Here is a 24179-nt window from a genome sequence, read left to right on the forward strand (position 1 = left end):
GGCCTGAGGCGGCCGGCGCCCGCCTCAGGCCGTGCGCCGCCGGCGCAGGAACGGGTCCTCGAGCGCCGGGGCGACGTAGCCCGTGTCCTCGCGGTCGACCGTGACGCCGGGCGGGACGATCTCGTCGATCCGGTCCAGCACGTCGGGGGTCAGCGTCACGTCGACCGCGCCGAGCTGGGTCTCGAGCTGCTCCATCGTGCGCGGGCCGACGATCGGGGCGGTCACCGCGGGGTGCTGGAGGACGAAGGCGATCGCCATGTGGACGAGGGTGATGCCTGCCTCCTCGGCCAGCACCGCCAGGGCGTCGGCGGCGTCGAGCTTGGCGGCCTTCGCGGGGTCCGAGGTGTCGTAGCGCTCGGGCGTCCACTGGTTGCGGTGCGACGTCGGCGCCTCCTGGCCCTTGCGGTACTTGCCCGTGAGCCAGCCGCCGGCCAGGGGGCTCCACGGGATCACGCCCATGTCGTGCTGCTGGGCGACGGGGAGGACGTCGGCCTCGATGCCGCGGACGAGGATGGAGTAGGGCGGCTGCTCCGTCACGAACCGGCTCAGGCCGCGCTTCTCCGCGACCCACTGCGCCTCGACCATCTCGTGCGCCGGGAACGTCGAGGAGCCGAACGCGCGGATCTTGCCCTCGCGCTGCAGGTCGGTCAGCGCGGCGAGGGTCTCCCCCACCTCGGTCTCGGGCTCGGGACGGTGCACCTGGTAGAGGTCGATCCAGTCCGTGCCGAGGCGGCGCAGGCTGTTCTCGAGCTCCTTCACGATCCAGCGGCGCGAGTTGCCGCGGTGGTTGGGGTCGCCGTCCTTCGCGCCGGGCGCCACGTCCATCTGGCCGTGGAACTTCGTCGCGAGGATCACGTCGTCGCGGCGACCTTGGGAAAGCGCCTTGCCGACGATGATCTCCGACTCGCCCTGGGAGTAGATGTCGGCGGTGTCGATGAAGTTGATGCCGGCGTCGAGCGCGCGGTGGATGATCCCGATGGAGACGTCGTGGTCGGGCTCTCCCCACGCGCCGAACATCATGCTGCCGAGGCAGAGGGGGCTGACCTGCATGCCGGTGCGACCGAGGGTGCGGTGGTCCATGCGCCCACGCTACCCCGCGGCCGGGCGGGGTCAACCGTGACGGGGCATGGGCCGCCTCGACGCGTGGGGCCTGCCCCGCCCGGCCGCGGTCACCCGTGGCGGTCGAAGCGTCGCAACGCGTCGCGCACCGGCGCCGAGGCGTGGGCGGGGTCGAAGACGACAACCCCCGTCGGCACGCTCCGTCCGGCGACGACCTGCCCGTCGACCGCCGCGACGACGACCGGCTGCTCGGGCACGGGCTCGCCGACGCGGTGGGCGAGATCGCGCAGCTCGAGCTGGTCCATGGCGGTGGGCGTGCGGACGGCGATGTCGCCGGGCGACGGCTCGGCGGGGGCCTCGGTGGCGCGGGTGGTCTGGGTGCTCACGGGTGCTCCTCGGGTCTGGGTGCCCCACGCTGACGGCGTGCGGACACGTTCTCCAGCGCGATCCCGCACCCCCATGCCGAGCCGGCATGCGACGGGGCCGGCCCGAGCAGGTACGGTCGTCCGGATGGATCTCCTCGGCCTGCGGGTCCTTCGCGAGGTCGCCCGGTGCGGCTCGATCTCCGCCGCCGCGGACGCCCTGGACTACACCCAGCCCGCGATCTCGCGGCAGCTCGCCGCGCTCGAGCGCTCCGCGGGCCGACCCCTCGTCGAGCGCACGGCGCGCGGCACCAGGCTGACCCGCCCCGGCGAGGTCCTGCTGCGGCGGGCCGAGGCCGTCCTGACCGAGCTCGAGGGCGCGCGCGCCGATCTCGACAGCCTGGGCGACGACGAGGAGCGCCCCCTGCGGATCCTCGGGTTCCAGACCGCGATCGCGTCGTTCGTGCCCGACGCGATCGGCGCGCTGCGGCGGCGGATCCCGGACGTCGGGGTGGAGCTGCGCCTCGGCGAGGCCCGGGTCGGTGACGCCGCGCTGCGCGGCGACCGCCTCGACGTCGCGCTCACCAACGCGACGACCTGGACGTTTCCCGACGCCCGCGTGCACCCGTTGCGCGAGGACCCGATGTGGTGCGTGCTGCCGGCGGGCCACCGCCTGGCCGGCCGCGACGAGGTCGCGTTCGAGGCGCTGCGGGAGGAGCCGTTCGTGTTGACGTCGACCACGCTCTGCGCCGACCGCGAGCTCGTGCTCGACGCGTGCGCCGCGCACGGGTTCGTCCCCCGCGTGGCCGCGCACTGCGACGACCCGAACACCACCCAGGGGCTCGTCGCCGCCGGCGTGGGCGTGGCGGCGCTGCCGGAGATGGGGCTGCCGGCGCTGCGGGACGACGTCGTGCTGCGGCCCTTCGCCCACCCGCTGAAGCGGCGGGTGGTGGCCCTCGTGCCGCGCGACGCCCCGGCGCGACCGGCGCGCGACGCGCTGCTCGAGGAGCTGGCGACCACGGCCGGGGCGTGGCGCTCGCCCGTCGTACCGGTCGGCCCGGGCGAGTCGGCCGGCGTGGGCGGGTCGTCCGGCGTGGGCGGGTCGGCCGGCGTCGACCGGTCGTCCGGCGCGCGTCCGGGGTCCGGCGCGGCGAGGACCACCGCCGCGTCGCAGCGCCGGACTCAGACGGCGGTGACGCCCGTGCGCTCGTACCAGGCGGACAGCGGCTCGCCCGTGATCCGCTCGTAGGCCTCGGCGTAGCGCTCGCGGGTGCCCGCGACGACGTCGTCCGGGATCGCGGGCGCCGGCGGGGTCTTGTCCCAGCCGGAGGCGACGGCCCAGTCGCGGACGAACTGCTTGTCGAAGGAGGGCGGCGTCGACCCGACCGCGAAGCTGTCCGCCGGCCAGTAGCGGGAGGAGTCGGGCGTGAGCGCCTCGTCGCCGAGCAGCAGCTGGCCCGTCTCGGGATCGAGGCCGAACTCGAACTTCGTGTCGGCCAGGATGACGCCGCGCGAGCGGGCGTGCTCGTGGGCGTGGCGGTAGAGCGCGACGGACGCCTCGCGCACGCGGGTGGCCAGCGCGTCGCCGTCGCCGTCCGGCGCGAACGGGTTCAGCAGCTCGGCGGCGGTGGCGAAGTCGATCGCCTCGTCGTGCCCCTCGGCCGCCTTCGTCGACGGGGTGAAGATCGGGACGGGCAGCTCCTGGCTCTCCTTCAGGCCGGCCGGCAGCTCGATGCCCGAGACGCTCCCCGTCTCCTGGTAGTCCTTCCAGCCGCCACCGGTGATGTGCCCGCGGACGACGGCCTCGAGCGGGAGCATCCGCAGCCGCTTGACGACGACGCCGCGGCCGCGGGCCTCGTCCGGCACGCCGTCCGTGTAGGAGATGACGTGGTTGGGCACGATGTGGCCCGTCTGCCCGAACCAGAACGCGGAGAGCCCCGTCAGCACGGCGCCCTTCCCCGGGATGCTGTTGGGGTGGACCACGTCGTAGGTCGACACGCGGTCGCTCGCGACGAGCAGCAGGCGATCGGGCCCCAGGTCGTAGAGATCGCGGACCTTGCCGCGGGCGACGAGGGGCAGGGTGTCCAGCGTGCTCACGCGCAGGAGGGTACCCGAGGGGTGCTCGCCCGGCCGGTCCCGGAAGGAACCGCCGGCGGCGCGGGAGGTGCGATCGCGACCCTCCCGCGCCGCCGGGGCGGCGGTCGCAACGTTCCCAGCGACGCGACCGCCTTCCCGTCGTCCGCGCGGACGCGGGCGACGGGAACGCGGCCGCACGCCCGGACGTGCGCGGTGGTCGTCGGTGCCGACCACCACGGGGTCGGCACCGACCGCGACGGGACGGCTCGTCCGGCTCGCCCGTCGCCGCCCGCTCGCTCGGGGCGCGGGGGCCGTTCGCGGCCGCGCTCACGGACGGGCCGACGCCCGCGCCTGGCGACGGGCGGGCCGGGTCGCCCCGAGCGCGGTGCGCAGCCGCGCCAGGCGCGAGGGCCACGGGCTGTGCTCGGCCGCCGCGGCCTGCAGCGCGTCCACGGCCCGGGCCGTCGGCCAGAACGGGTCCGCGACGACGCGCCGGTTCTCCAGGCCGATCGCCGCGATGACGATGCCGGCGACCTCGGCGAGCAGCAGCGGGCCGTCGGGCACGACGGAGCTGTCGCGCCCGGCGACGCCGCGGACGGCGGCCAGGTCGGCCTCGGTCGCGGGCCGCAGCTCGAACGGGGCGTGCGGATCCTGCGGCCGGCCGGTCAGGAGCGCTGCCCGCAGCTCGCTGCGGCGGTCGACGCCGCGCAGGTAGGCGTCGACGGGGGCCGACGGCGGGGCGGGATGACGGTGGTCGGGGGTGGGGCTCATGGTGGGGTCCTTTCGCCGGGTGATCCGGTGACCGCAACCCTGGCCCCTGCGGCCTCGATTCTCCATCGCACCTGGACATGGGGGGCATGCACGGAGCGGGGTCCCCGTCCAGCGCATGGCGGCCATGCGATCCGCGCATGGACGGGGCCCCCCGGGGGGTCTAGCCTCGAAGGGCCCATGGAACTCCTCCACCTCCGCGTCCTCCGCGAAGTCGCCCGCCGGGGATCGATCTCCGCCGCGGCCGACGCCTTGGACTACACGCAGCCCGCCGTGTCGCGCCAGCTCGCGATGCTCGAGCGTCAAGCGGCCCAGCCGCTCGTGGAGCGCACGCCGCGCGGGGCCCGGCTGACGGCGGCCGGAGAGGCGCTGCTGCGCCACGCCGAGGACATCCTCGCCCGCGTCGACGCGGCCCACGCCGAGATGGAGGCCATCGCGACGCTCCGCGGCGGCCGGGTGCGGATCTCCGCCTTCCCGAGCACCGTGGCGTCGTTCGTCCCGTCGGGCCTGCGGGCGTTCGGCGATCGGCACCCGGACGTGCAGGTGAAGTTCGAGCTCGTCGAGCCGGGGCCCGCCGTCGAGCTGCTCCGCCAGGGCACCCTGGACGTCGCCGTCACCAGCCTCAGCCTGGCGCCCGGGCCGCCCGCCGGCTTCCGCGCACACCCGCTCGTCGACGACCCGTTCCTCATCGCCCTGCCGCCGGACCACCCGCTGGCCGACCTGGACGAGGTGCCCGTCGCCGCGCTGGCCGGCGAGCCGCTCATCATCGGCTCGCCCCAGACCTGCCCGGACTGCGAGGTCATGCTCATGGCCTGCGAGATGCGGGGCTTCACGCCCAACCGCGCCTACGTCGTCGACGACTACGGCGCCGCGCTCGGCCTCGTCGCCGCCGGCCTGGCCGCGGCGATGATCCCCGAGCTGGCCCTGAGCGGCAAGCGTGCCGACGTCGTGATCCGCCCCCTCGACGCCCGCCCGGTGCGGCGGATCGTCGCCATGACGCTCGACACGCAGTCGGGCTCGGCCGTCAACGACGCGATGGTCACGGCGCTGGCCGACGCCGCGTCGGCCTACGGCGCGGTGCGCGGCACCGCGAGCTTCGCGCGCGGCTGAGTCCGACGCCGTGGCCGCCACGGCCCCTGGCGCGTGAGCCACGCCCCAGGGGCCCATTCCGGCCAGGCATATGATGGTCGGGATGGAGCGCCCTCTCCTGCCCTCGACGCACGACCTGGAGGCCTTCGTCGCCGCCATCGAGGCGGGGACGATGGGCGGCGCCGCCGACGCGCTGGACCTGACCCAGTCCGCGGTCACGAAGCGCATCGCGCGGCTGGAGTCGCAGCTCGGCAGCCTGCTGCTCGAGCGCGGGCGGTTCGGCGTGCGCCCGACGCCGGCGGGCGGCGCACTGTACCCCGAGGCGCGCCGGGCGCTCGAGACGCTGCGCCGGGCGACGGAGCTCGTCCGGGCCGAGCGCGCCGCGCGCCACGAGACGCTGCGGATCACCGCCAGCCACACCGTCGGCGAGTACCTGCTGCCGGACTGGCTCGCGGCGTACCGGCGGTCGGGCGGGGCGAGCCACGCGACGATGCGGATCGCGAACTCCCCCGCCGTCCTCGAGGCGGTGCGCGAGGGCGAGGCCGACCTCGGGTTCGTGGAGCACGGCGGCGACGTCCACGGCGTCGAGAGCCTGCTCGTCGGCCGCGACGAGCTCGTCGTGGTCGTCGCGACGTCGCACCGCTGGGCCTCGCGACGGACGATCTCGGCCCGTGAGCTGCCCCGCGAGCCGTACCTCACGCGCGAGCCGGCGTCGGGCACGCGCACCGTGGCCGAGGACGCCCTGGCCGCAGTAGGCGTGACGCTCGACCCGGCACTCGAGGCGCAGAGCCTGGAGACGGTGAAGCGCTCCGTGGCCGGCGGCGACGGCTTCTCGCTGCTCTCCCCCCTCGCGGTCGCGCACGAGGTCGAGGCCGGCTCGCTCGCGATCCGCCCCGTGCGCGGCGCGGACCTGCGCCGCGAGCTGCGGGCCGTCCGCCGTCGGCCGCGTGGGTCCGTGCCGGGCGGCGGGCGTGAGCCGGCCCGGCAGCTGTGGCGCTGGCTGGCCGAGGAGGTCACGCCGGCGGCCGAGGCTGCGGGTGCCGCCGCGGGTGCGGTCGGCGAGGCCACCGACGTGGCCCAGGCCGGCACGACCTCCGGGTAGCGCCGGCGCCGATCCCGCCGACCTCCTCCCCCGGCTGGGTGGACAGGCACCCATCATCTGTCCTCTTCGGCGCATGGGGCCCCCGTGGCCGGGGTATCGATCGGAGGTGCCGCGTCCCTTCGCGCCCCTTCCCCCTGGGCGCTGCTCTCGTCCATGACCCGCCCGCCCCTTCCCGACGGTGACCCCACGGTCGCCGTCCTCCGCGATGCGCTGGACGCCATGGACGACCACGTGACGCTGCTCGACCCCGAAGGTCGGCTCCTGCACGTCAACCGCGCCTGGCGCACGTTCGCGGCGCAGAACGGCTGGGCGGGCGGCGCCTGGCCCGGCATGGACTACATCGCCGCGACCGAGGCCGGCGAGGACCCGGAGGCGCGGCGGATCGCCGCGGGCCTGCGCGCGGTGCTGCGGGGCGAGCAGGACGTCTTCCGCGCGGAGTACCCGTGCCACTCGCCTGACGAGCTGCGGTGGTTCGACATGCGTGCGACGGCGCTGCAGATGGACGGCGTCGGAGCCCTCATCGTGCACACCGACATCACGCAGCGTCGGCTCGCGGAACGGGCGCTCGAGCACGCCGCCAGCCACGACGAGGTCACGGGCCTCGCCAACCGGCGGCTGCTGCAGCGGCGGCTCGAGGAGCTGCTCGTCGCCCACAGCGTCGGCGTGCTCGTCGTCCGGCTCCACGGCCACGACCCGGCGACCGCGCCGCGGCTCTCCGGCGCCCGCGACAGCGTGCTGCGCCAGACGGCGACCCTGGTGGACCAGCTCTTCGCCGCCCCGGCGGTCACGGGCCGCTACGGCCTGGATCACTTCGTCGTCCTGCTGCCCGACCACGACGCCGCCGCCCTCGCGCGCCTGGCCGTCACCGTGACGGCGGGCTGGCGGGCCCGTCTGGGGGACCACGACGGGGTCGACGTCTCCGTCGGCCGCACGATCGCGGGCCCGGGCGACGACGCCCGGCGCGTGCTCGCCCGGGCGGCGCTCGACGCCCGGCCCGCCCGGCGCCTGGCCGCGACGCCCGTCGGCCTGGACGGCCTGGCGGGCCGCCCCGCTGACGACGTGCCGCCCTCCGACGGCCTCGCCGGTCCCCCGCCGCGGGACGCCGTAGTGCCGCCGCCGCTCGACGCCCCCGTGCGCGTGGACGGGCGGAGCGGCGTCGGCCGCCGACCCGTTCGCGATCGCGCGCAGGCTTCGGACGCGGATCCCGCGCCGGCCTGAGCGCGGGCGGGTCCCGGACCCGGGCCGTCCGACCGCGACGCCGCTGCCGACGGCGGCTCCGCGGGTCCACACCCGCGGGTCCACACCCGCGGGTCGACGCCCGGCGCCTCGGCGCGTCGCACCCCGGCGGCGCGCCCGCGCCCTCAGGCCGCGGGGACGTTCCCCGCGACGACCTGCCCCGCCACGCGCCGGCGGTGGTGTCCCGCGCCGCCGAGCAGTGCCGCGTCGATCTGGGCGCGCTTCATGAGCCAGTGGACGTCGGCCTCCCACGTGAACCCGATGCCGCCGTGCAGCTGGATCGCGGCCGAGGTGACCGTGCGGCCGGCCTCGGAGGCCGCGGCCTTCGCCATCGACGCGGCCACGCGGACCTCGGCGGGGTCGCCGTGGTCGGCGACCCACGCGGCGTTGTAGGTCAGGACGCGCGCCATCGTGACGTCGCGGAGCATCTGCGCGGCGCCGTGCTGGACGGCCTGGAAGGAACCGACGGGCACACCGAACTGCTTGCGGTCCTTCACGTAGGACACGGTCATGTCGAGCGCGCGCTGCATGACGCCCACGAGCTCGGCCGCCACGACGATCGCGGCGCGGTCGAAGCCGGGGCCGGCCGGGGTGACGGTGCCGCCGAGCCACTCGCCGCGGCCGTCGAGCTCCTCCTCCGGGTCCAGGCCGGCGATCGGCACGCGACCGTGGCCGCGCGTCGGGTCGATGGCCGTCACGGGCTCGACGACGCCGGAGCCCGGGCCGTAGAGCGCCGCCGGGCCGCCGTGGGCGTCGGCGACGACGACCAGGCTGCCCTCGGCCGCGCCGGGGACGGGGACCTTGTCGCCGGTGAGCGTCGTCGCGCCGCGCAGCTCGCCCGACGCGAGGTGGCCGAGCCAGTCCTCCCGCTGCTCGTCCGAGCCCTCGTGCTGGATCACGAGCGCCGCCGTCGTCGAGCCGAGGAACGGGACGGCGGCCACGGCGTAGCCGAGCTCCTCCGTGATCGTCACGAGCTCGATGAGGCCGAGCCCCTGGCCGCCGTGGTCCTCCGGGACGGCGATGCCGGTCCAGCCCAGCTCGCCGAGCTCCTTCCAGAGGCCGGCGTCCTCGCCGGGCACCTTCGAGAGGTCGGGCATGCCCGTCGGCTCGGCGTCCTGCTCCTCCACGACCGCGCGCACCTGCGCGAAGCTCGAGCGCCCCGCGAGCAGCTCGCGCGCCGCGCCCTGGATCTCCTGCTGGTCCTCGGACAGTTCGAATCGCATCTGGCTGGCTCCTAGCGGGCGCGGGGAAGGCCGAGCACGCGCTCGGCGATGATGTTCTTCTGGATCTCGGTGGTGCCGCCCTCGATGGAGTTGCCCCGGGCGCGCAGCAGCTCGAAGCCCCACGAGTCCTCCATCGTCAGGGCGTCCGCGCCCACGACGTCGACGGCGAGCTGCACGAGCAGCTGGTTCGTCTCGCTCCACAGCCACTTCGTCAGGGACCCCTCGGGGCCGGGCTGGCCGTACTGCTCGATCGCGGTCAAGCCCTTCCAGGCCATGAGCCGCAGCGCCTCGGTGCGCACGTGCAGGTCGGCGAGGCGGTCGGCCACGATCGGGTCGTCGACCGAGCCGTTCCTCTTTGCCGCGGCGACGAGCTTGTCGAGCTGCTGGCGCAGGCGGACCTGGAGGAAGAACGCCAGGCCGGCGCGCTCGTTCATGAGCGTGGTGAGCGCGACCTTCCAGCCGTTGCCGACGCCGCCGACCACCATGGAGTTCGGGATCCGGGCGTCGTCGAGGAAGAGCTCGTTGAACTCCGGCGAGCCCGTGATCTGCACGAGCGGGCGGACGTCGACGGCGGCCTGCTCCATGTCGAGCACGAAGTACGTGAGACCCGCGTGCTTCTTCGCGCCCGCCGTGTCGTCCGTGCGGGCGACGAGCATGCACCACTTCGCGTACTGGGCACCCGAGGTCCAGACCTTCTGGCCCGTGACGAGCCAGTCCGACTCGGGGTCGTCCGGGTTCTCGCGCACCGCGCGCGTCTTCACGGCGCCGAAGTCCGAGCCGGCGTCGGGCTCGGAGAAGCCCTGGCACCACGTCTCGTCGGCCGACAGGATCGTGGGCAGCAGGCGGTCCTTCTGCGCGTCGTCGCCCCAGACCATGAGGGTCGGGCCGGCGAGGAGGATGCCCAGCACGTCGGCGGGCAGCGGCGCGCCGGAGCGGCCGAGCTCCTCGAAGAAGATCGCGGTCTCGGAGAGCGTCGCGCCGCGGCCGCCGACCTCGGTCGGCCAGTGCACGCCGGCCCAGCGGCCGGCGTGGAGCGTGCGCTGCCACGCGCGGCGCCACTCCCACTGCTCGTCCTCGTCTCGGGGCTCGGGCGTCAGGGCGCCCTCCGGGCCGTGCTCGCGCAGCCAGGTGCGCAGCTCGTCGCGGAAGGCGAGCTGCTCAGGGGTGAAGGTCAGGTCCACGGCGCTGCTCCTCGTCGTCGGTTCTCGGGGTGAAGGGGGTGGGCGTCGCGCCGGCGGCGGCCACGGCGGGCGACGCGGTGGCCGCCACGGGCGACGTGGTCGCGGCGGCGGGCGGCACGTCCTCGCCCGCGCGCAGGAGCGCCACGGCGCACGCCACGAAGACGTCGGCCAGCTCGGGCAGCGCGGCGGTGCGGCCCGCGCGGACGCGCTCGGCGGCGAGCTGCTCCGTGCCGAAGCAGAGCAGGCGCAGGGCGTCCTGCGGCGGCTCCGGCAGCGACGGGTCCTCACGGCGGGCGTGCCGGAAGGTCGCCCGGTAGCGCTCGGCGTAGGCGGCGATGGTCGCGTCGCGGGCGGCGAGGGCCGCCGCGCCGGCGAGGGGCACCTCGAGGAGGTACGCGCGGGCGAGGTCCGGATCCGCCGCCAGCGCGCCGAGGTAGGCCTCCATCCCGGTGCGCAGCTCCTCCCGCCAGCCCGAGGCGGCGGCGACGGCCGCGTCGATCCGGGCGGCGAGGACCTCGCCGTGGTGGCGGTAGCTCTGCACGAAGAGCTCCTCCTTGCCGGCGAACTCCGCGTAGAAGGTCGAGCGCGACACGCCGGCGGCCCGGACGACGTCGGCCACCGTCGTACGCGCGAAGCCCTCGCGCCCGACCACGCGGGCGGCGGCGTCGAGCAGGCGGACCCGCCCCGGGGCGGCCGCGGGGCCCGCCGCGAGCGCGGGGTGGTCGGCGAGGAGGGACCGGACGACGATGGCCGTACCCTATGGGTACGGACGGATACCCCGCAAGTACGGCTCCCGTCATCCACAGGTCGTACTCGCGTACACCCGGCCGCCACTCCGTGACCGACGCCGCACGCGAACCCGTGGCGATCGTGTGAACATGGCGTGATGGTCGCCGACGCCCCCACGAACGACCTCCCGGCCCTCGCCGACGTGGAGCAGGCCCTCCGCGCGTCGTGGTCCATGGAGACCTCCGACGATCCCGAGGGGTGGACACCCGAGAATCCCGCGCTGGGCCAGTGCGCGGTCTCGGCGCTCGTCATCCGCGCGCTCTACGGCGGCGACATCGTCATCGCGACGGTGCTCGACCGGGACGGCGAGCGCACGCCGGACGGCCACGCGTGGAACGTGCTGCCCTCGGGTGAGCAGGTGGACTTCGCGTTCGACCAGTTCCTCGACGGCGAGCAGCTCGGCCCCGAGATCGTCACGGAGCCCGTCATCGACGGTGATCCCCGCCGCGCGCACCTCCTGGCGGAGCGGGTCTCGCGTCTGCTCGGCGTGCCGATCGAGCTGCCCGAGCCGCCCTCCGCACCGGGGCAGGACGCCGTCGCGCCCGAGGGCCACTGGCGTTAGGCGCTAGGTGCGGGGCGCCGGCTGCACGCCGATCCGCAGCGCCTCGATGAACCCGCGGTAGAGCTCGTCGGCCTCGAGCAGCTCCGCGTGGGTGCCGCGCGCCCGCACCCGACCGGCGTCGAGCACGACGATCTCGTCGGCGTCGACGACCGTGGAGAGCCGGTGGGCGATCGTCAGCACCGCGCCGCGGCCCGCCCGGTCCTGGATGCAGCGGTGGATCGCCGCCTCCGTCAGCGCGTCGACCTGGGCCGTCGCCTCGTCGAGCAGCAGCAGCTCCGGGGCGCCGAGGATCGCGCGGGCCAAGGCGATCCGCTGCCGCTGGCCGCCGGAGACCGAGGTGGCCGAGAGCGGCGTGTCGAGGCCGTCGGGCAGCTCGGCCACCAGGCCGTCGAGCTGGACCTCGGCGAGCACCCGGTGCAGGTCCTCGTCGCTCGTGCCCGGCTCGGAGAACGTCAGGTTCTCGCGGATCGTGCCCGGCACCACCGGGGACTCCTGCTCGACGTAGGCCATCCGACGCCGCACGTCGTCGTGGGTCAGCGCGGAGTACGGCACGCCGTCCAGCAGGATCTCGCCCGCCTGGGGCTCGAGGAACCGCAGCACGAGCGACATCACCGTCGTCTTGCCTGCGCCCGACGGGCCGACCACGGCGACGTGGCCGCGCCGCGGGATCGTCAGGTCGACGCCCGAGACGGCGGGCGCGGCGTCCGGGCCGTAGGCCGCGGTCACGCCCCGCAGCCGCAGGATCGGCCCGGTCCCGTCGTCGACGCCGGTCCGCGCGGGCGCCGGGACGAGGGCATGCTCCTCGACCTCGAGCGCCTCGACCTCGCGGATCCGCTCCGCCGCGGCGAACCCCGACTGCAGCGCCGTGATGTTCTGCGTCAGCTCCATGATCGGCCCCATCAGGCCGAACGCGTAGAGCAGAAACGCGATCAGGCTCGAGACCTCCATCGTCCCCTCGCTCACGCGCCACGCGCCGAGGCCGAGGATCGTGATGATCGCGACCTGCAGGCCGCCCCAGGCGATCGTCCAGGCGATGGCCTCGCGGCGCACCGCCCGGATGCCGAACTCCGCGGAGATGTCGGCGTCCGCGCCGATGCGCGCGGCGATCCGGGCCTCCGCGCGGCTCGCCTTGACCGTGCGGACCGCGCGCAGCGCCCCCTCGAGGGTGCCCCCGAGGTGCCCCACGTGCTCCTGCGCCTGCTGCTGCGCCCGGGCGATCCCCGGCATCAGGACGAGGAACAGCACGGTGACGATCGAGAGCGCGACGAACGTGGTGCTGAGCAGCACGAGGTCGAGCACCCCCATCAGGATCAGGCTGCCGACGAGCACCACCAGACCGTTGACGATGCCGATGAGGCTGGAGGACGCGGCCTGCCGCAACAGCAGCGTGTCCGAGGTGACGCGCGTGACGAGCTCGCCCGCCGGCCGGGCCGTGATCGCCCCGATGCGCGCCCGCACGTAGCGGTCGACGATCGAGCGCCGGGCCTCGAGCACGATCTGCTCCCCGACCGTGCCGAGCACCACCCACTGGCCGAAGGACAGGCCGGCCCCGACGACGGTCATGGCGGCGAGCACGAGGACGGGCTGCAGCAGCGACCCCGAGGTCGCGAGCGCGTCGAGCACCCACTTCGTCACGAGCGGGCTGGCCAACGCCGTCGCCGACCCGCCGAGGGCCAGCAGGAACCCGAGCCCGAGCGCCCGGCGGTGGGGCACCGCGAAGCTCCAGAGCACCGCGAGACGGGGGAAGCGGCCGCCGGACCGCCCGCCGGAGCCCTCCTGAACCGCGGCGGCCTGCTGTGGAGCGCTCATGGTCCGCAATGTAACACCGGTGTCACATCCTGTGGGGGCGAGTACCATCGTGGCGATGACCACGACGGAGTCCGGGGCCCGCGCCCGCACGCGACGCGAGATCGTGTCCGCGGCGGTCGTGGCCCTCGCACAGGACCCCGGCGCGTCGCTCGCCGACGTCGCCGCCGCCGCGCAGGTCAGCCGGACGACGGTCCACCGCTACTTCGGCGAGCGTTCCGAGCTGCTCGCGGCGGTGACGGTCGCCGTGATGGACGAGATCCTTGCCGCCACCCGCCGGGCCGGGCTCGACCGCGGGCCCGCGCAGGACGCGCTCGCCCGGCTCTGCCGCGAGTACTTCGAGCTCGGGCCCGCGCTGACGCTCCTCTTCTCCGGGATCGTCGAGATCCGGGAGGAGGACTGGGCGTGCATGGACGAGGACGCCGGGCGCGGGCTGTCCGACACCGTCGCGCGCGGGCAGGCGGACGGCAGCATCGGCGCCGACCTCACGAGCGCCTGGATCGAGCACCTGCTGTGGACGGTCCTCTACGCGGCCTGGAGCTTCGCGCGCGAGCGCGACGTCCCGCGGCACGAGGCCCTCGACCTCTGCCTGCTGAGCCTGCGCAAGGCGATCTCCCCCTAGGTCCCCGCTCCCCCCGCCCCGACGCGCCCACGCGCGAGGGCGGCAGACCGTTCCGAGAGAGGGGGGGGCGGCGCGGGGCCTGCGGGGGGTCAGCGCCAGCGGGCGAGCAGCTCGCGGGTGTGGTCCGCGAGGGCCGCCTGGAGCAGCGGCCCGTAGGTCACGCGGCCGACGCCGAGCCCCCGGAGCCGCTCGAGCGTGTGCTTCTCGGGGTGCGCGGTGATGTTGACGGGGACGGACAGGGCACCGACGACGGCGGCGATCAGGTCGTCGTCGTCCTGGATCCTGACGGGGTAGACCGTGTCGGCGCCGGCTGCGACGAGGGCCTGGAGCCGCGCGATCGCCTCGTCGAGTGCGCCCGCGCGGTCCTCGCCGGCGTGTGCGAACAGGTCGGTCCGCCCGTTGACGACGATCGGCACGCTGGCGTCGTCCGCCGCGGCGCGGAGCCCGCCGACGTACGCCGCGTGCTCCTCCGTGGTGCGCAGCCGGCCGCCCTCGGAGTGCACCGTGTCCTCGATGTTCAGGCCCGCGCCGCCGGCCTCGATCAGCCCGGCCATGAGCTCCGCGGGGTCGGCGCCGTAGCCGGCCTCGAGGTCGACGGAGACCGGGACGTCCACGGCCGCGATGATCGGCCGGACGGCCGTGAGGACCTCGTCGAGCGTCTGGCCCTCGTGGTCCTCGGCGCCGCGCGACTCCGCGAGCGGGTGGCTGCCGATCGTGAGCGCGGAGAACCCGGCGTCGGCAGCGAGGCGGGCGGACCACGCGTCCCACACCGTGGGGAGGACGAGCGGTCGCTCGCCCCCGTGCAGGTCCTTCAGGCGCTGCGCGCGCCGGATCGTCTCGTCGTGGGCCATGGGGACTCCTCGGGGTGGGGTGCGGTCCCCAGTCTGTCACCGGGCCGCTTCGACCCCGGCCGCAGGGCCGCTGACCGGGCCGCCCGCCGCGTCCTCCCAGCGCGGCGGACGGCCGGGTCAGCGGCGCCGGGCCGGCGGGGCCGCCCCGGCGGCGCCGGGGCGACGCCCGTCGGCCGGGAGTCCCCGGCCGACGGAGCCCGCCCCTACGAGGGGCGCGGGGTGGCGACGGGCGAGCCCGTGCCGTTCTTGCGCGGATCGCCCGGGAACGTGAAGAACGCGCCCGGCGCGTCGGACTTCTCGCCGAAGCCGACGCCGAGCGCCTCGGTGGCCCGCAGGGCCGAGCGGGCGCTCTTCTGCTTGAACGCCTCGAAGCCCCGGTTGTTCGGGACCTCCTTCGTCCCGTCGATCGTGTCGCGGGCGAAGCGGGCGAGCACACGGTGCTCGGCCTCGGTGCCCAGCGCCTCGGCGTACAGACGGGCACCCTTCGCGTCGCGATTGCGCGTCGCCTCGGTCACGCCTACGAGGTAGGCCGAGATCTCGACCTCCTCCTGCATCGCCACGGCGTTGAACAGCGCCGCGCCGCCGTCGAGGACCGCGCTGGGGATCCAGAACTTCGTCGTCAGCGGCCGTGCGCCGCGGCCCCGGAGCGCCTGAAGGTGGACGAACTCCGTGGTGTTCGCGGCCTTCACGACGTCCGCGAACTGCGCGGACGGGGTGCCCGGGGCGCGCTTGACGGCCTCGGTCAGGAGCGTGACGCCGAACGCCTCGAAGGTCGCGAGGACCGAGGCGATCGAGCTGCGGCTGGACGGCGCGGCCTGCGCCACGCCGGGAACGGCGAGGGCGGTGCCCGCGGCCACCAGGCCGCCGGCCTTGGCCATCAGCGCGCGCCGGCTCTGGCGGGCGGGGGAGTCCTCGAGGACCTGCTCCATGCTGTCGAGCAGGTCGGAGTCGGTACGCGTGTCGTGCGTGTGGGTCATGTCAGTCCTTCGGGTGTCCGACGGGGGTGTGGGGCCGTCGATACCCCCGGTAGGACGCAGGAAACGCGTGTCCAGGTTCTGTCTCGATACTCGTGCGGACGGCGCTTCCGGAACCGGGGCGCGGCACCGTGACGGGCGGCGGTGGGCCGCCGCCGGGCCGCCGCCGGGCCGCGCCTACACGCCGATCGCGCGGTGGTGGGCGTCGAGGCGGCGCTGGAAGTCGACCATCTCGCGCCGCGCCCCCATCGCCGCGGGCACCGCGCCGAACACGGGGATGGCGCGCAGGCCGCGGGAGCGCAGGCCGCGGGCGGAGAAGCGCTCGCGCAGGCCGGGCAGCTGGCGGGCGCGCCAGAGCAGGCGCAGGGTGCTCCACGGGGTCCACTTCGCCGGCACGTAGCCGCGGAGGGTCTGACCGCCGCGGACCACCAGCGCGTCGAGCAGGGAGCGTTCGCCTTCGCCGCGGGTGATCGTCGTCGCCTGCTCGGCGTCGTCGAGCAGCGCCCAGCCGATCAGCAGGTCGGCCGCGATCTCCTCGTTCGTGCGCTCGGGGGCGCGGGCCAGCGTGGCGGCCACGCCCGCGCGCGCCTGCTCCACGAGCCCCACGACCTCGGTCGGCAGCAGTCCCGGCGCGCCGAACGCGCCGGTCATCGCGGAGCGGATGAGCACGCGCTTGCGGGCGTGCCCGGCGGAGCGGTCGGCCTCGTCCTCCTGGCGCAGGATGCCGACGAGCGCGACGAGGACCTGCTCGGGCACGCGCGGCAGGCGGTCGGAGTTCGCCCGCGGCCGCCAGGCGGCGGAGGCCGACGCCGACGCCGCCGCGAGCGCGGCGACCTGGCGGGGCGAGAGGGGCAGGAGCGGATCGTCGGCCATGGCCGCGCAATCTACGTGGCGTGGCCCTCGAGGCGACGCAGCACGGGGCGCGCCACGACCAGCAGCCCCAGGATCAGGGCCACGACGCCCCAGAGGACCGGATCGCCCAGGGAGAGGTGCTCGAGCCGGCCGCCGAGCAGCACCACGGCGCAGGTCAGGGGGATGTAGCCGACGACCGTCGTCCACGCGAACCGCACGACGGGCACGTGCAGCGCGCCGGCGACCACGCTGGCGAGCGTGAACGGCACGACGGGCAGCAGCCGCGAGGCCAGGAGCGGGAACGCACCGGCGCGGTTGAGCAGGCTCTCCATCCGCACCATGCGCTCCGTTCCGAACAGGCGCCGCGCGGCCGGGAACCCGACGGACCGCCCCAGGGCGTAGCCGAGCAGGCCCGTCCCGAGCCACGAGACGAGCATGAGCGGGACGCCGACCCAGAACCCGTAGACGTAGCCCGCGACGGCCAGCGCGAGCTCCGCCGGGTAGGGCACGACGGTGTGGACGAGGACGAGGACGAAGAGCACCAGCGCGCCCCACACGCCGAGATCGCGCAGCTGCTCGCGGAGCGCCGACGTGTCGCCGTCGAGGATGTGGCCCAGCGCGTCGTGCAGCGCGGGGACCTGCAGCGCGAGGACGAGCAGCAGCGCCGTGACGCCGACCGACCCCAGAGCGAACGCCCACCGCCTGCTCCGCCCGCCGTCCATCCACCGACGGTACGGCGCGCCGTGCGCCCATCGGGTGCACGACCGGTGAACCTCGGCGGCCGGCTACGCGTCGTCGTCGCGCAGCGTCGAGGCGAACGCCGCGACGAAGATGCCGGCGGACGTCAGCCAGAACGGGTTGTCGATGACGCCCACCGCCAGCAGCACGAGGCCGACGAGGGTTCCGAAGAGCGCGCCGACCAGCGCTTCGACGGTGAGCCGGGCCAGGAAGTTCGACGTGTTCATGGCCCGTCCGACAGTACGGAACGCCCTCCGGCGCGACAACCCCCGCCGAGCGGAAGCCGGGGCCTAGAGTCCCGCGGCGGCCAGGCGGCCGACGATCTCGTCGGCGTGGCGGGTGTAGAAGCCCATGTCGAAGACGCGGTCGAGGTCGAGGCCCTCGCAGCGCTCGTCCTGCGCGGCGAGCTGCTTGAGCGGCGTGCGGGTGTCCCACGCGCGCTGGGCGAGCTCCTGCGCCGTGCGGTACGCCTCGTCGCGGACCAGTTCCTTGTCCTCGATCAGCGCGAGCAGCAGGCGCTGGGAGAAGAGGGCGCCCGAGGTCAGCTCGATGTTCTCGAGCATCCGGTCCTCGTGGACGACGAGGCCGGAGACGACGCGCACGGCGAGCGCCTGCATGTAGTCCAGGGCGATCGTGGCGTCGGGCAGGATCACGCGCTCGGCGCCCGAGTGCGAGATGTCGCGCTCGTGCCAGAGGGCCACGTTCTCCACGCCCGCCTGGGCGTAGCCGCGCAGCACGCGGGCCAGGCCGGTGATGCGCTCCGTCGTGATCGGGTTGCGCTTGTGCGGCATCGCGGAGGAGCCCTTCTGCCCCTTCCGGAACGGCTCCTCCGCCTCGCGCACCTCGGTGCGCTGCAGGTGGCGGATCTCGGTCGCCAGGCGCTCGAGGCCGGCGCCGGCCAGGCTGATGGCCTGCAGCAGCTCGGCGTGGCGGTCGCGCGGGATGACCTGGGTCGACATCGGCTCGGCGGCGAGGTCCAGGCGCTTCAGGACGCGCGCCTCGAACTCCGGCGACGTGGCGGAGTACGTGCCGACGGCACCGGAGAGCGCGCCGACGGCGACCTGCTCGAACGCGGCCTGCAGGCGCTTGTGGTTGCGGTCGGCCTCGAGCGCGAAGCCGGCGAGCTTGATGCCGAACGTCGTCGGCTCGGCGTGCACGCCGTGGGTGCGGCCCACGCAGACGGTGTGAACGTGCTCGCGGGCCTTCGCCGCGAGGGTCTCGGCGACCTCGCGCGCGCCGCGCAGCAGGATCACGCCGGCCTTCTGGATCTGCAGGGCCAGCGCGGTGTCGAGCACGTCGGACGACGTCAGCCCGTAGTGGATCCAGCGGCCCCCCTGGCCGGCGTCGGCGGAGAGCACGTCGACGAACGCGGCGACGTCGTGGTCGGTGATCTTCTCCCGCTCGTGGACGGCCTCGGCGGTGAACGTCGCGGCACGAATGGCGACGAGGTCGTCCTCAGTGGGGCCGTCCATCTCCTCGCAGGCGGCGACCTCGACCTCCCGCCAGGACTCGAACTTCGCGTCGTCGGTCCAGACGGCACCGATCTCGGGGCGGGTGTAGCGCGGGATCATCGCGGGGGATTGTCGCGGATCGGCAGGCGGGGCGGACGGTCAGAGGAGCGAGGAGGCCCATACCCGCGCTCGCGCGGCGACCACTACGACCCGAACCACCCCCGTCCGGGTGGCGTATCCCCCGGAGCACCCCTGTCCGCACCGGCCACGCCCGGGCGGGTACTAGGGTCGGGTCATGGCCCCGCTGCAGTTCCCGCAGATCCTGGAGGACCCGCTCCGCAACCGCGGCACGGCGTTCACCGCAGAGCAGCGCCGGGTGCTCGGGCTCGACGGGCTGCTGCCGCCCGCGATCGAGACGCTGGAGCAGCAGGTCACGCGGTCCTACGAGGTGTTCCGCCGACGGGGGACCGACCTCGACAAGTACGTGAACCTGCGGACGCTGCAGGACACGAACATCGTCCTCTACTACCGGCTCCTGATCGACCACCTCGAGGAGGTCCTGCCGATCGTCTACACGCCGACGGTCGGTCTGGCGTGCCAGCGGTTCCACCGGATCTTCCGCCGCCCGCGCGGCCTCACGCTCTCCTACCCCATGCGGGATCGCCTCCCGGAGCTGCTGCGCAACCGGCGGCAGAAGGACGTCGACGTCATCGTCGTCACGGACGGCGAGCGCATCCTCGGCCTCGGCGACCAGGGCGCCGGAGGCCTCGGCATCCCCATCGGCAAGCTGGCGCTCTACACCGCGATCGGCGGGCTCGACCCGGGCCGCACGCTGCCGATCGTGCTCGATGTCGGCACGAACAACCAGGAGCGGATCGACGACCCCGGCTACCTCGGCTGGCGTCACGAGCGCATCGCGGGTCAGGAGTACGACGACTTCGTGGAGCAGTTCGTCCTGGCGGTGGAGCAGGAGCTGCCCGACACGCTCGTGCAGTGGGAGGACTTCGCGTCGCACAACGCCCGGCCGATCCTCGACCGCTACCGCGACCGGATCTGCACCTTCAACGACGACATCCAGGGCACCGCGGCCGTGGCGCTCGGTGCGCTGATCGGGGCCGTGAAGGTCGCCGGCACGCCGCTCACGGAGCAGCGGATCGTGATGCTGGGCGCCGGCTCCGCCGCGATCGGGGTGGCCGACGAGATCCGCCAGGCGATGGTCGACGAGGGCCTGTCCGAGGACGACGCGCGCCGCCGGTTCTGGGTCGTCGACATCGACGGGCTTCTGACGAAGGGCCGCGCCGGGCTGTCGGACGCCCAGGAGGTCTACGCCCGCGAGGACGCCGCGGAGCTCGCCGACGCGCCGCTGGCCGACGTCGTCCGCGCCGTCCGCCCGACCGCCCTCATCGGCCTGTCGACGGCCCGCGGGGCGTTCACGGAGGGGGTCGTCCGCGAGATGGCCGCGCACGTCGAGCGGCCGATCGTCCTGCCCCTGTCGAACCCGACGAACCGCTCCGAGGCCGACCCGCGCGACCTCATGCGCTGGACGGGCGGCCGCGTCCTGACCGCGACGGGCTCGCCGTTCCCGCAGGTCGAGTACGAGGGCCGCACGATGCGCGTCGCGCAGTCCAACAACGTCTACGTGTTCCCCGCCGTCGGCATGGGCGTCGTCGCCGCCCAGGCCGCGCGCGTGACCGATCCGATGATGCGCGCCGCCGCCCGCGCGGTGGGCGCCCTCTCCCCCGCCCTGACCGATCCCCACGGTGCCCTGCTGCCGCCGATCGGCGAGCTGCGGGCGGTCTCGGACCACGTGGCCCTGGCGGTCGCGTCGGCCGCGGTCGCCGACGGCGTGGCGCCGCACCGCAGCGACGACGACCTGCGGGAGCGGATCCGGCGGGCGCGCTGGACCCCGGAGTACCGGGACTGAGGCCGGCGGAGTACCGGGGCCGGGGACCGCGATACGTGCGACGCTGCCGCGGTGCGCGCGCGTCGTGACCGGTCGAGACGCCGAGCCGTCGCAGCTGCGTTCTGGTGCGCCTGCCTGATCGCCGCGGTCGTCTTCGTGCTGCACGAAGGGCGCGAGGGCGAGGTCCGAACGCCGGCGGGGTGGTCGCTGGAGGGGGTCGCCGACGGCGGGCACACGCTGCTCGCGCGAGGACCGGATCACGGCTCCTGCGAGGAGCCGCAACTGCGGGTCCGGGAGCTGCGCGACGGGCGGATCCTCGTGACGGCCGAGCTCGTATCGCCCCTCGGCACGTACGCGTGCAACGCGATGGGCCACGCCGGACAGACCGTGCGCCTGCCGTTGGGCCGTCCCGTCGCGGGACGCCCGGTCGTCGGGACGGGGCGACGGCTGCCGGATCCCCGCGACTTCCAGGGGCCCCAGGTGCGGTCGCGTGCCGACCCCGGCTCCCCGCCGCCGGACGTCGTCGGTCTGCGGTTCCGCGACGCCCGTCATGCGCTGTGCGTGGCCGGCTTCGGCACGCGGCTGACCACCGGGAGCGAGGACGGCACCGTCACGACGCAGGGGGCACCGGCGCTTCCCCGGCGCCGCCCGCGCTGGACGACGTTCCCGCGCTGCCGGACCGGCAAGCTGCCTCCCGTCGTCGTGACGGCGACGGGCTGAGGACCGATCGCCGGGCGTCGACACTCCGACGCCCACGACGTCTCGCCGCCTGCCGGAGAGGGGCCAGCGTTCAGGCTCCGAGGACGTGGCGCCGCCTGGCGCGGAGGGGACGTCGTTCAGCCACCGAATGACGCCGCCTGGCGCGGAGGGGTCGTCGTTCAGCCACCGAATACGTGACGCCGCGCCAGGTGCCACGTCGCGACGGTCGCCGCGTCGATCATGCCGCCGGTGCCGACGAGCTCGTCGAGCTCGTGCGGGGTGACCTTCCGGTGGCGGAGCATGCCCTCCTCCTCCGCGTCCGGCGCGGTGGCGCCCTCCTGCAGGTCGGTCGCCAGCCAGGCCGTGAACGTCTGGTCGGACATCCCGGGCGCGAAGGCCAGGTCGCCCAGGCGGCGCAGCGAGCCGGCGGTGAAGCCCGTCTCCTCGCGCAGCTCGCCGCGGGCGATCGCCTCGGGGTCCTCGTCGGCACCCTCGTCGTGGTGGGCGCCCTGCGGGAACTCCCACGACCAGCGGTCGATGGGATAGCGGTGCTGGCCGACGAGGTGCACGTGGTCCCCGTCGAACGGCACGACGACGGCGGCGTGCGGCTTGACGATCACGGCGTAGAGGCCGGGGCGCGGCGTGCCGTCCGGGTGCGGGCGCTCGATGATGTCCTCCCGCACCGTCATCCACGGGTTGCGGTACGCCTCGCGGGAGGAGACGCGCCGGACGCGGGGCTGGTCGTCGGGGGTGCTCACCGGCGGGAGTCTGCCGCAGGCGCCGGGCGTCGGCCGGTCCCGGGTCGATGCCCGTCGGAGCGGTTGAGGCGGATCGCACCCCCGCCCGGGCTCAGGCCACCCCGACCGCCACCGGCGCGGCGTCGTCCTCGACGCTCGTCAGGGGCAGGCGGATCGTGAACGTCGTGCCGTGGCCCGGCTCGCTGTCGACCGCCAGGGTGCCGTGGTGCTGGTCGACCACGATCGTGCGCGAGATCGCCAGGCCCTGGCCCGTGCCCTTGCCGACCTCCTTCGTGGTGAAGAACGGGTCGAAGATGCGGTCGCGGATCTCGGGCGGGATGCCGCCGCCGGTGTCCGCGATCTCGATCGTCGCCTCGCGCTCGTCGTGCCGCGTGCGCACCGAGATCGTGCCGCGCCCCTCCGGGTGGGCATCGGCGATGGCGTGCGCCGCGTTGACGACGAGGTTCAGGAAGACCTGGTTCAGCTCGCCGACGTTGCAGACCACGGGCGGCAGGTCCTGCAGGTCCGTCTGCAGCTCGGCGCAGTACTTGTACTCGTTCTGGGCGACCACGAGCGTCGAGCGGATCGCCTCGTTGAGGTCGGCCGGCGTGTGCTCGCTGCCCTGCGGCGCGCCGAACTGCCGCATCGCACCGACGATCGTGCTGACGCGGCCCAGCCCGCCGTTCGCCCGCTCGAGGGCCGCGGGCACCCGCTCCCGCAGGTACTCCAGGTCGACGCGTTCCGCGGCGTCGCGGACGCGCTCGGGCGTGTCGGGCGTGCGCTCGGCCAGGCACAGCTCCTCGAGCTCGCCGACGTACTCCGCGATGTCCTCCCACGCCCCGGTGACGAAGCTCAGGCTGTCGCCGACGAACTGCACGGGCGTGTTGATCTCGTGGGCGATGCCGGAGGCGAGCTGGCCGATCGACTCGAGCCGCTGGGAGAGCCGGAGCTCCGCCTCGATGCGCTCGCGTTCCTCCTCGAGCCCCTTCATCACCGTGATGTCGGAGAGGGTGCCGTCAAGCTGGACGACCTCGCCGTCGGCGTCACGGACCACGCGCCCCTCCTCGAGCACCCAGCGGGTCTCGCCGCTCGCGTGGCGGATCGGGTACCGCGCGGCGAAGGCGCTGTCGTCCTCGTCCTTGCCGACCTCCTGGATCACCGGCTCCCGGAGCTCGGGGATGATGAGGTCCGCGAAGTCGCGCGCGCCGGTCAGGAACTCCTCGGCCGGATGGCCCGTGAGCCGCTCGATGCGCTCCGACACGAACCGGACCTGGCCCTGCCCCCCGACCGTGCGGCGGTAGACCGCGCACGGCAGGTTGGCCATCAGCTCGCGGAGCTCCTGCTCGCTGGCCAGCGCGTGGGCCTCCTGCTCCCGCGCACGGGCCTCCTGCTCTCGCGCACGGGCCTCCTGCTCCAGCGCGCGGGAGTGGGCTCGCCGGGCACGCCGGTACAGCAGGCCGAGGGCGCCCACCAGCGCCAGGATCACGGCGGCCGAGCCGACCGTCGCCTGCCGGTGCGCGCGCACGCCGCGGGCCTCGTAGTCCTCTCCCGCCTCGCGGAACAGGCGGCTCGCCGACTGCTGCCGGCTGCCGGCCGACACGAGCAGCGGCGGGAGCGAGGGCTGCACCTCCTGCGTGAACGCCTCGGAGGACGTGATCTCGAGGATGGCCCAGCTGTCCTCGAAGTTCGCCTGGAGCGGGGAGCGGACGAGGCGGAGCGCCGCCGGGGGGTCCGCCGCCTCCAGGCCGCGCAGCACCGACTCGATGGTGGCGACGTCCGCGAGCATCTCCGCCTTGGCGGCCTCCGGCGAGCCACCCGCCTCGTACGGCGCACGGAACGGCCCGCCCTGCAGGTGGTTCAGGGCCGCGACGGCCCTCCCGATCTCCGTCTGCGCCCGGTAGCTGTCCGCCACGCGCTCCTGGAGCCCCGTGATCACGGCGATCGCGACCAGGGCCAGGGCCACGACGAGCGCCGGGACGGCGAGCGCCCCGGCCCGGCAGGCGAAGGGCCCTCTCCGGTGCCGGCGGCCGCGGCGGGCGGCGAGGTCGACGGGGCGATCCATGCCCTGGAGATCGGCGTGACGGCGGTCACGTTGAGGC

General features: G+C 75.1%; 24 protein-coding genes. 8 read left to right on the top strand and 16 right to left on the bottom strand.

All coding sequences use genetic code 11. The features are described 5' to 3' along the window. Positions 1–24: 24 nt before the first annotated feature. A complete protein-coding gene (locus tag F593_RS0101800) occupies positions 25–1080 on the bottom strand; it encodes an aldo/keto reductase (RefSeq protein ID WP_022927049.1) in 1056 nt (351 codons plus the stop codon). 89 nt (positions 1081–1169) lie between these two features. Continuing rightward, positions 1170–1445, bottom strand: a complete 276-nt coding sequence (locus tag F593_RS21605; RefSeq protein ID WP_028721344.1) for a hypothetical protein — start codon at positions 1443–1445, stop codon at positions 1170–1172. A 124-nt stretch (positions 1446–1569) separates the two neighbouring features. On the opposite strand from F593_RS21605, the gene F593_RS21610 reads away from it, so the two are divergent. Then, entirely contained in the window at positions 1570–2670 is a 1101-nt protein-coding gene (locus F593_RS21610) for a LysR family transcriptional regulator (protein WP_022927051.1), read from the top strand. Here the strand turns inward: F593_RS21610 and F593_RS0101815 are convergent. Both F593_RS0101815 and F593_RS0101820 read right to left on the bottom strand, forming a co-directional pair. Continuing rightward, entirely contained in the window at positions 2604–3518 is a 915-nt protein-coding gene (locus F593_RS0101815; RefSeq protein WP_022927052.1) for a phosphoribosylaminoimidazolesuccinocarboxamide synthase, read from the bottom strand. The two genes, F593_RS21610 and F593_RS0101815, sit on opposite strands and share 67 nt — an antisense overlap. A 306-nt stretch (positions 3519–3824) precedes the next feature. Further along, positions 3825–4268 carry a hypothetical protein gene (locus F593_RS0101820; RefSeq protein WP_022927053.1) on the bottom strand — a complete coding sequence of 148 codons (444 nt, stop codon included), beginning with the start codon at positions 4266–4268 and terminating at the stop codon, positions 3825–3827. A 177-nt stretch (positions 4269–4445) separates the two neighbouring features. On the opposite strand from F593_RS0101820, the gene F593_RS21615 reads away from it, so the two are divergent. The 3 genes from F593_RS21615 to F593_RS31025 all read left to right on the top strand — a co-directional run bounded on the left by F593_RS21615 (position 4446) and on the right by F593_RS31025 (position 7674). Further along, positions 4446–5375 (top strand): LysR family transcriptional regulator, encoded by a 930-nt coding sequence (locus tag F593_RS21615; RefSeq protein WP_022927054.1) that lies wholly within the window; start codon positions 4446–4448, stop codon positions 5373–5375. Between the two features lie 82 nt (positions 5376–5457). After that, the gene (locus F593_RS21620) at positions 5458–6456 is read left to right on the top strand and encodes a LysR family transcriptional regulator (RefSeq protein WP_022927055.1); all 999 of its coding nucleotides are present in this window, start codon (positions 5458–5460) and stop codon (positions 6454–6456) included. A 153-nt stretch (positions 6457–6609) separates the two neighbouring features. After that, positions 6610–7674 (top strand): GGDEF domain-containing protein, encoded by a 1065-nt coding sequence (locus F593_RS31025; RefSeq protein ID WP_022927056.1) that lies wholly within the window; start codon positions 6610–6612, stop codon positions 7672–7674. Between the two features lie 143 nt (positions 7675–7817). Here the strand turns inward: F593_RS31025 and F593_RS21630 are convergent, their stop codons facing one another. From F593_RS21630 to F593_RS27605, 3 genes are read right to left on the bottom strand one after another with little or no spacing between them, the layout of a single operon-like run. Continuing rightward, positions 7818–8915, bottom strand: coding sequence for an acyl-CoA dehydrogenase family protein (locus F593_RS21630; RefSeq protein WP_022927057.1), 1098 nt, complete (start codon positions 8913–8915; stop codon positions 7818–7820). 11 nt (positions 8916–8926) lie between these two features. Continuing rightward, complete coding sequence (locus tag F593_RS0101845; RefSeq protein WP_022927058.1) at positions 8927–10096, bottom strand: acyl-CoA dehydrogenase family protein; 1170 nt, start codon at positions 10094–10096, stop codon at positions 8927–8929. Beyond that, on the bottom strand, positions 10074–10844 hold the full coding sequence (locus F593_RS27605) for a TetR/AcrR family transcriptional regulator (RefSeq protein ID WP_342672884.1): 771 nt from the start codon (positions 10842–10844) through the stop codon (positions 10074–10076). Before F593_RS27605 ends, F593_RS0101845 begins: the two co-directional genes overlap by 23 nt. A 138-nt stretch (positions 10845–10982) precedes the next feature. Between F593_RS27605 and F593_RS21640 the strand changes: the two genes are divergently transcribed. Continuing rightward, a complete protein-coding gene (locus tag F593_RS21640; protein ID WP_022927060.1) occupies positions 10983–11447 on the top strand; it encodes a YunG family protein in 465 nt (154 codons plus the stop codon). 3 nt (positions 11448–11450) lie between these two features. On the opposite strand, the gene F593_RS21645 is transcribed toward F593_RS21640, so the two are convergent. Then, the gene (locus tag F593_RS21645; RefSeq protein WP_022927061.1) at positions 11451–13256 is read right to left on the bottom strand and encodes an ABC transporter ATP-binding protein; all 1806 of its coding nucleotides are present in this window, start codon (positions 13254–13256) and stop codon (positions 11451–11453) included. Positions 13257–13311: 55 nt separating this feature from the next. On the opposite strand from F593_RS21645, the gene F593_RS0101865 reads away from it, so the two are divergent. Then, positions 13312–13875, top strand: coding sequence for a TetR/AcrR family transcriptional regulator (locus F593_RS0101865; protein ID WP_157251484.1), 564 nt, complete (start codon positions 13312–13314; stop codon positions 13873–13875). An 89-nt stretch (positions 13876–13964) separates the two neighbouring features. Here the strand turns inward: F593_RS0101865 and F593_RS0101870 are convergent, their stop codons facing one another. From F593_RS0101870 to purB, 6 genes are all read right to left on the bottom strand, one after another. Then, a complete protein-coding gene (locus tag F593_RS0101870) occupies positions 13965–14726 on the bottom strand; it encodes an isocitrate lyase/PEP mutase family protein (RefSeq protein ID WP_022927063.1) in 762 nt (253 codons plus the stop codon). A 203-nt stretch (positions 14727–14929) separates the two neighbouring features. Beyond that, positions 14930–15703: a hypothetical protein gene (locus F593_RS0101875; protein ID WP_022927064.1), complete on the bottom strand. Its 774-nt coding sequence runs from the start codon at positions 15701–15703 to the stop codon at positions 14930–14932. Between the two features lie 174 nt (positions 15704–15877). Continuing rightward, the gene (locus tag F593_RS0101880; RefSeq protein ID WP_022927065.1) at positions 15878–16573 is read right to left on the bottom strand and encodes a hypothetical protein; all 696 of its coding nucleotides are present in this window, start codon (positions 16571–16573) and stop codon (positions 15878–15880) included. A gap of 11 nt (positions 16574–16584) precedes the next feature. Beyond that, on the bottom strand, positions 16585–17274 hold the full coding sequence (locus F593_RS0101885; RefSeq protein ID WP_022927066.1) for a TVP38/TMEM64 family protein: 690 nt from the start codon (positions 17272–17274) through the stop codon (positions 16585–16587). A 63-nt stretch (positions 17275–17337) separates the two neighbouring features. Beyond that, the gene (locus F593_RS0101890) at positions 17338–17517 is read right to left on the bottom strand and encodes a hypothetical protein (protein WP_022927067.1); all 180 of its coding nucleotides are present in this window, start codon (positions 17515–17517) and stop codon (positions 17338–17340) included. A 63-nt stretch (positions 17518–17580) separates the two neighbouring features. Next, the gene (purB, locus tag F593_RS0101895; RefSeq protein ID WP_022927068.1) at positions 17581–18861 is read right to left on the bottom strand and encodes an adenylosuccinate lyase; all 1281 of its coding nucleotides are present in this window, start codon (positions 18859–18861) and stop codon (positions 17581–17583) included. Between the two features lie 175 nt (positions 18862–19036). Here purB and F593_RS0101900 point away from each other — a divergent pair, with 175 nt between their 5' ends. Both F593_RS0101900 and F593_RS0101905 read left to right on the top strand, forming a co-directional pair. Then, entirely contained in the window at positions 19037–20665 is a 1629-nt protein-coding gene (locus F593_RS0101900; protein ID WP_022927069.1) for an NAD-dependent malic enzyme, read from the top strand. A gap of 51 nt (positions 20666–20716) precedes the next feature. Continuing rightward, positions 20717–21364, top strand: a complete 648-nt coding sequence (locus F593_RS0101905; protein WP_022927070.1) for a hypothetical protein — start codon at positions 20717–20719, stop codon at positions 21362–21364. Between the two features lie 158 nt (positions 21365–21522). Here F593_RS0101905 and F593_RS0101910 read toward each other — a convergent pair whose 3' ends face one another. Both F593_RS0101910 and F593_RS27610 read right to left on the bottom strand, forming a co-directional pair. Next, complete coding sequence (locus F593_RS0101910) at positions 21523–22101, bottom strand: NUDIX domain-containing protein (protein WP_022927071.1); 579 nt, start codon at positions 22099–22101, stop codon at positions 21523–21525. A gap of 91 nt (positions 22102–22192) precedes the next feature. After that, a complete protein-coding gene (locus tag F593_RS27610) occupies positions 22193–24142 on the bottom strand; it encodes a sensor histidine kinase (protein WP_022927072.1) in 1950 nt (649 codons plus the stop codon). Positions 24143–24179: the final 37 nt, after the last annotated feature.

Origin of the sequence: Patulibacter americanus DSM 16676 (assembly GCF_000420025.1) — a bacterium.
GTDB lineage: Bacteria > Actinomycetota > Thermoleophilia > Solirubrobacterales > Solirubrobacteraceae > Patulibacter > Patulibacter americanus.

Bases quoted from the DNA above. Each gene is read 5' to 3' on its own strand.
- F593_RS0101800 (WP_022927049.1), bottom strand. From the start codon at position 1,080: ATGGACCACCGCACCCTCGGTCGCACCGGCATGCAGGTCAGCCCCCTC.
- F593_RS21610 (WP_022927051.1), top strand. From the start codon at position 1,570: ATGGATCTCCTCGGCCTGCGGGTCCTTCGCGAGGTCGCCCGGTGCGGC.
- F593_RS0101820 (WP_022927053.1), bottom strand. From the start codon at position 4,268: ATGAGCCCCACCCCCGACCACCGTCATCCCGCCCCGCCGTCGGCCCCC.
- F593_RS21615 (WP_022927054.1), top strand. From the start codon at position 4,446: ATGGAACTCCTCCACCTCCGCGTCCTCCGCGAAGTCGCCCGCCGGGGA.
- F593_RS21620 (WP_022927055.1), top strand. From the start codon at position 5,458: ATGGAGCGCCCTCTCCTGCCCTCGACGCACGACCTGGAGGCCTTCGTC.
- F593_RS31025 (WP_022927056.1), top strand. From the start codon at position 6,610: ATGACCCGCCCGCCCCTTCCCGACGGTGACCCCACGGTCGCCGTCCTC.
- F593_RS21630 (WP_022927057.1), bottom strand. From the start codon at position 8,915: ATGCGATTCGAACTGTCCGAGGACCAGCAGGAGATCCAGGGCGCGGCG.
- F593_RS21640 (WP_022927060.1), top strand. From the start codon at position 10,983: ATGGTCGCCGACGCCCCCACGAACGACCTCCCGGCCCTCGCCGACGTG.
- F593_RS21645 (WP_022927061.1), bottom strand. From the start codon at position 13,256: ATGAGCGCTCCACAGCAGGCCGCCGCGGTTCAGGAGGGCTCCGGCGGG.
- F593_RS0101865 (WP_157251484.1), top strand. From the start codon at position 13,312: ATGACCACGACGGAGTCCGGGGCCCGCGCCCGCACGCGACGCGAGATC.
- F593_RS0101870 (WP_022927063.1), bottom strand. From the start codon at position 14,726: ATGGCCCACGACGAGACGATCCGGCGCGCGCAGCGCCTGAAGGACCTG.
- F593_RS0101875 (WP_022927064.1), bottom strand. From the start codon at position 15,703: ATGACCCACACGCACGACACGCGTACCGACTCCGACCTGCTCGACAGC.
- F593_RS0101880 (WP_022927065.1), bottom strand. From the start codon at position 16,573: ATGGCCGACGATCCGCTCCTGCCCCTCTCGCCCCGCCAGGTCGCCGCG.
- F593_RS0101885 (WP_022927066.1), bottom strand. From the start codon at position 17,274: ATGGACGGCGGGCGGAGCAGGCGGTGGGCGTTCGCTCTGGGGTCGGTC.
- F593_RS0101890 (WP_022927067.1), bottom strand. From the start codon at position 17,517: ATGAACACGTCGAACTTCCTGGCCCGGCTCACCGTCGAAGCGCTGGTC.
- purB (WP_022927068.1), bottom strand. From the start codon at position 18,861: ATGATCCCGCGCTACACCCGCCCCGAGATCGGTGCCGTCTGGACCGAC.
- F593_RS0101900 (WP_022927069.1), top strand. From the start codon at position 19,037: ATGGCCCCGCTGCAGTTCCCGCAGATCCTGGAGGACCCGCTCCGCAAC.
- F593_RS27610 (WP_022927072.1), bottom strand. From the start codon at position 24,142: ATGGATCGCCCCGTCGACCTCGCCGCCCGCCGCGGCCGCCGGCACCGG.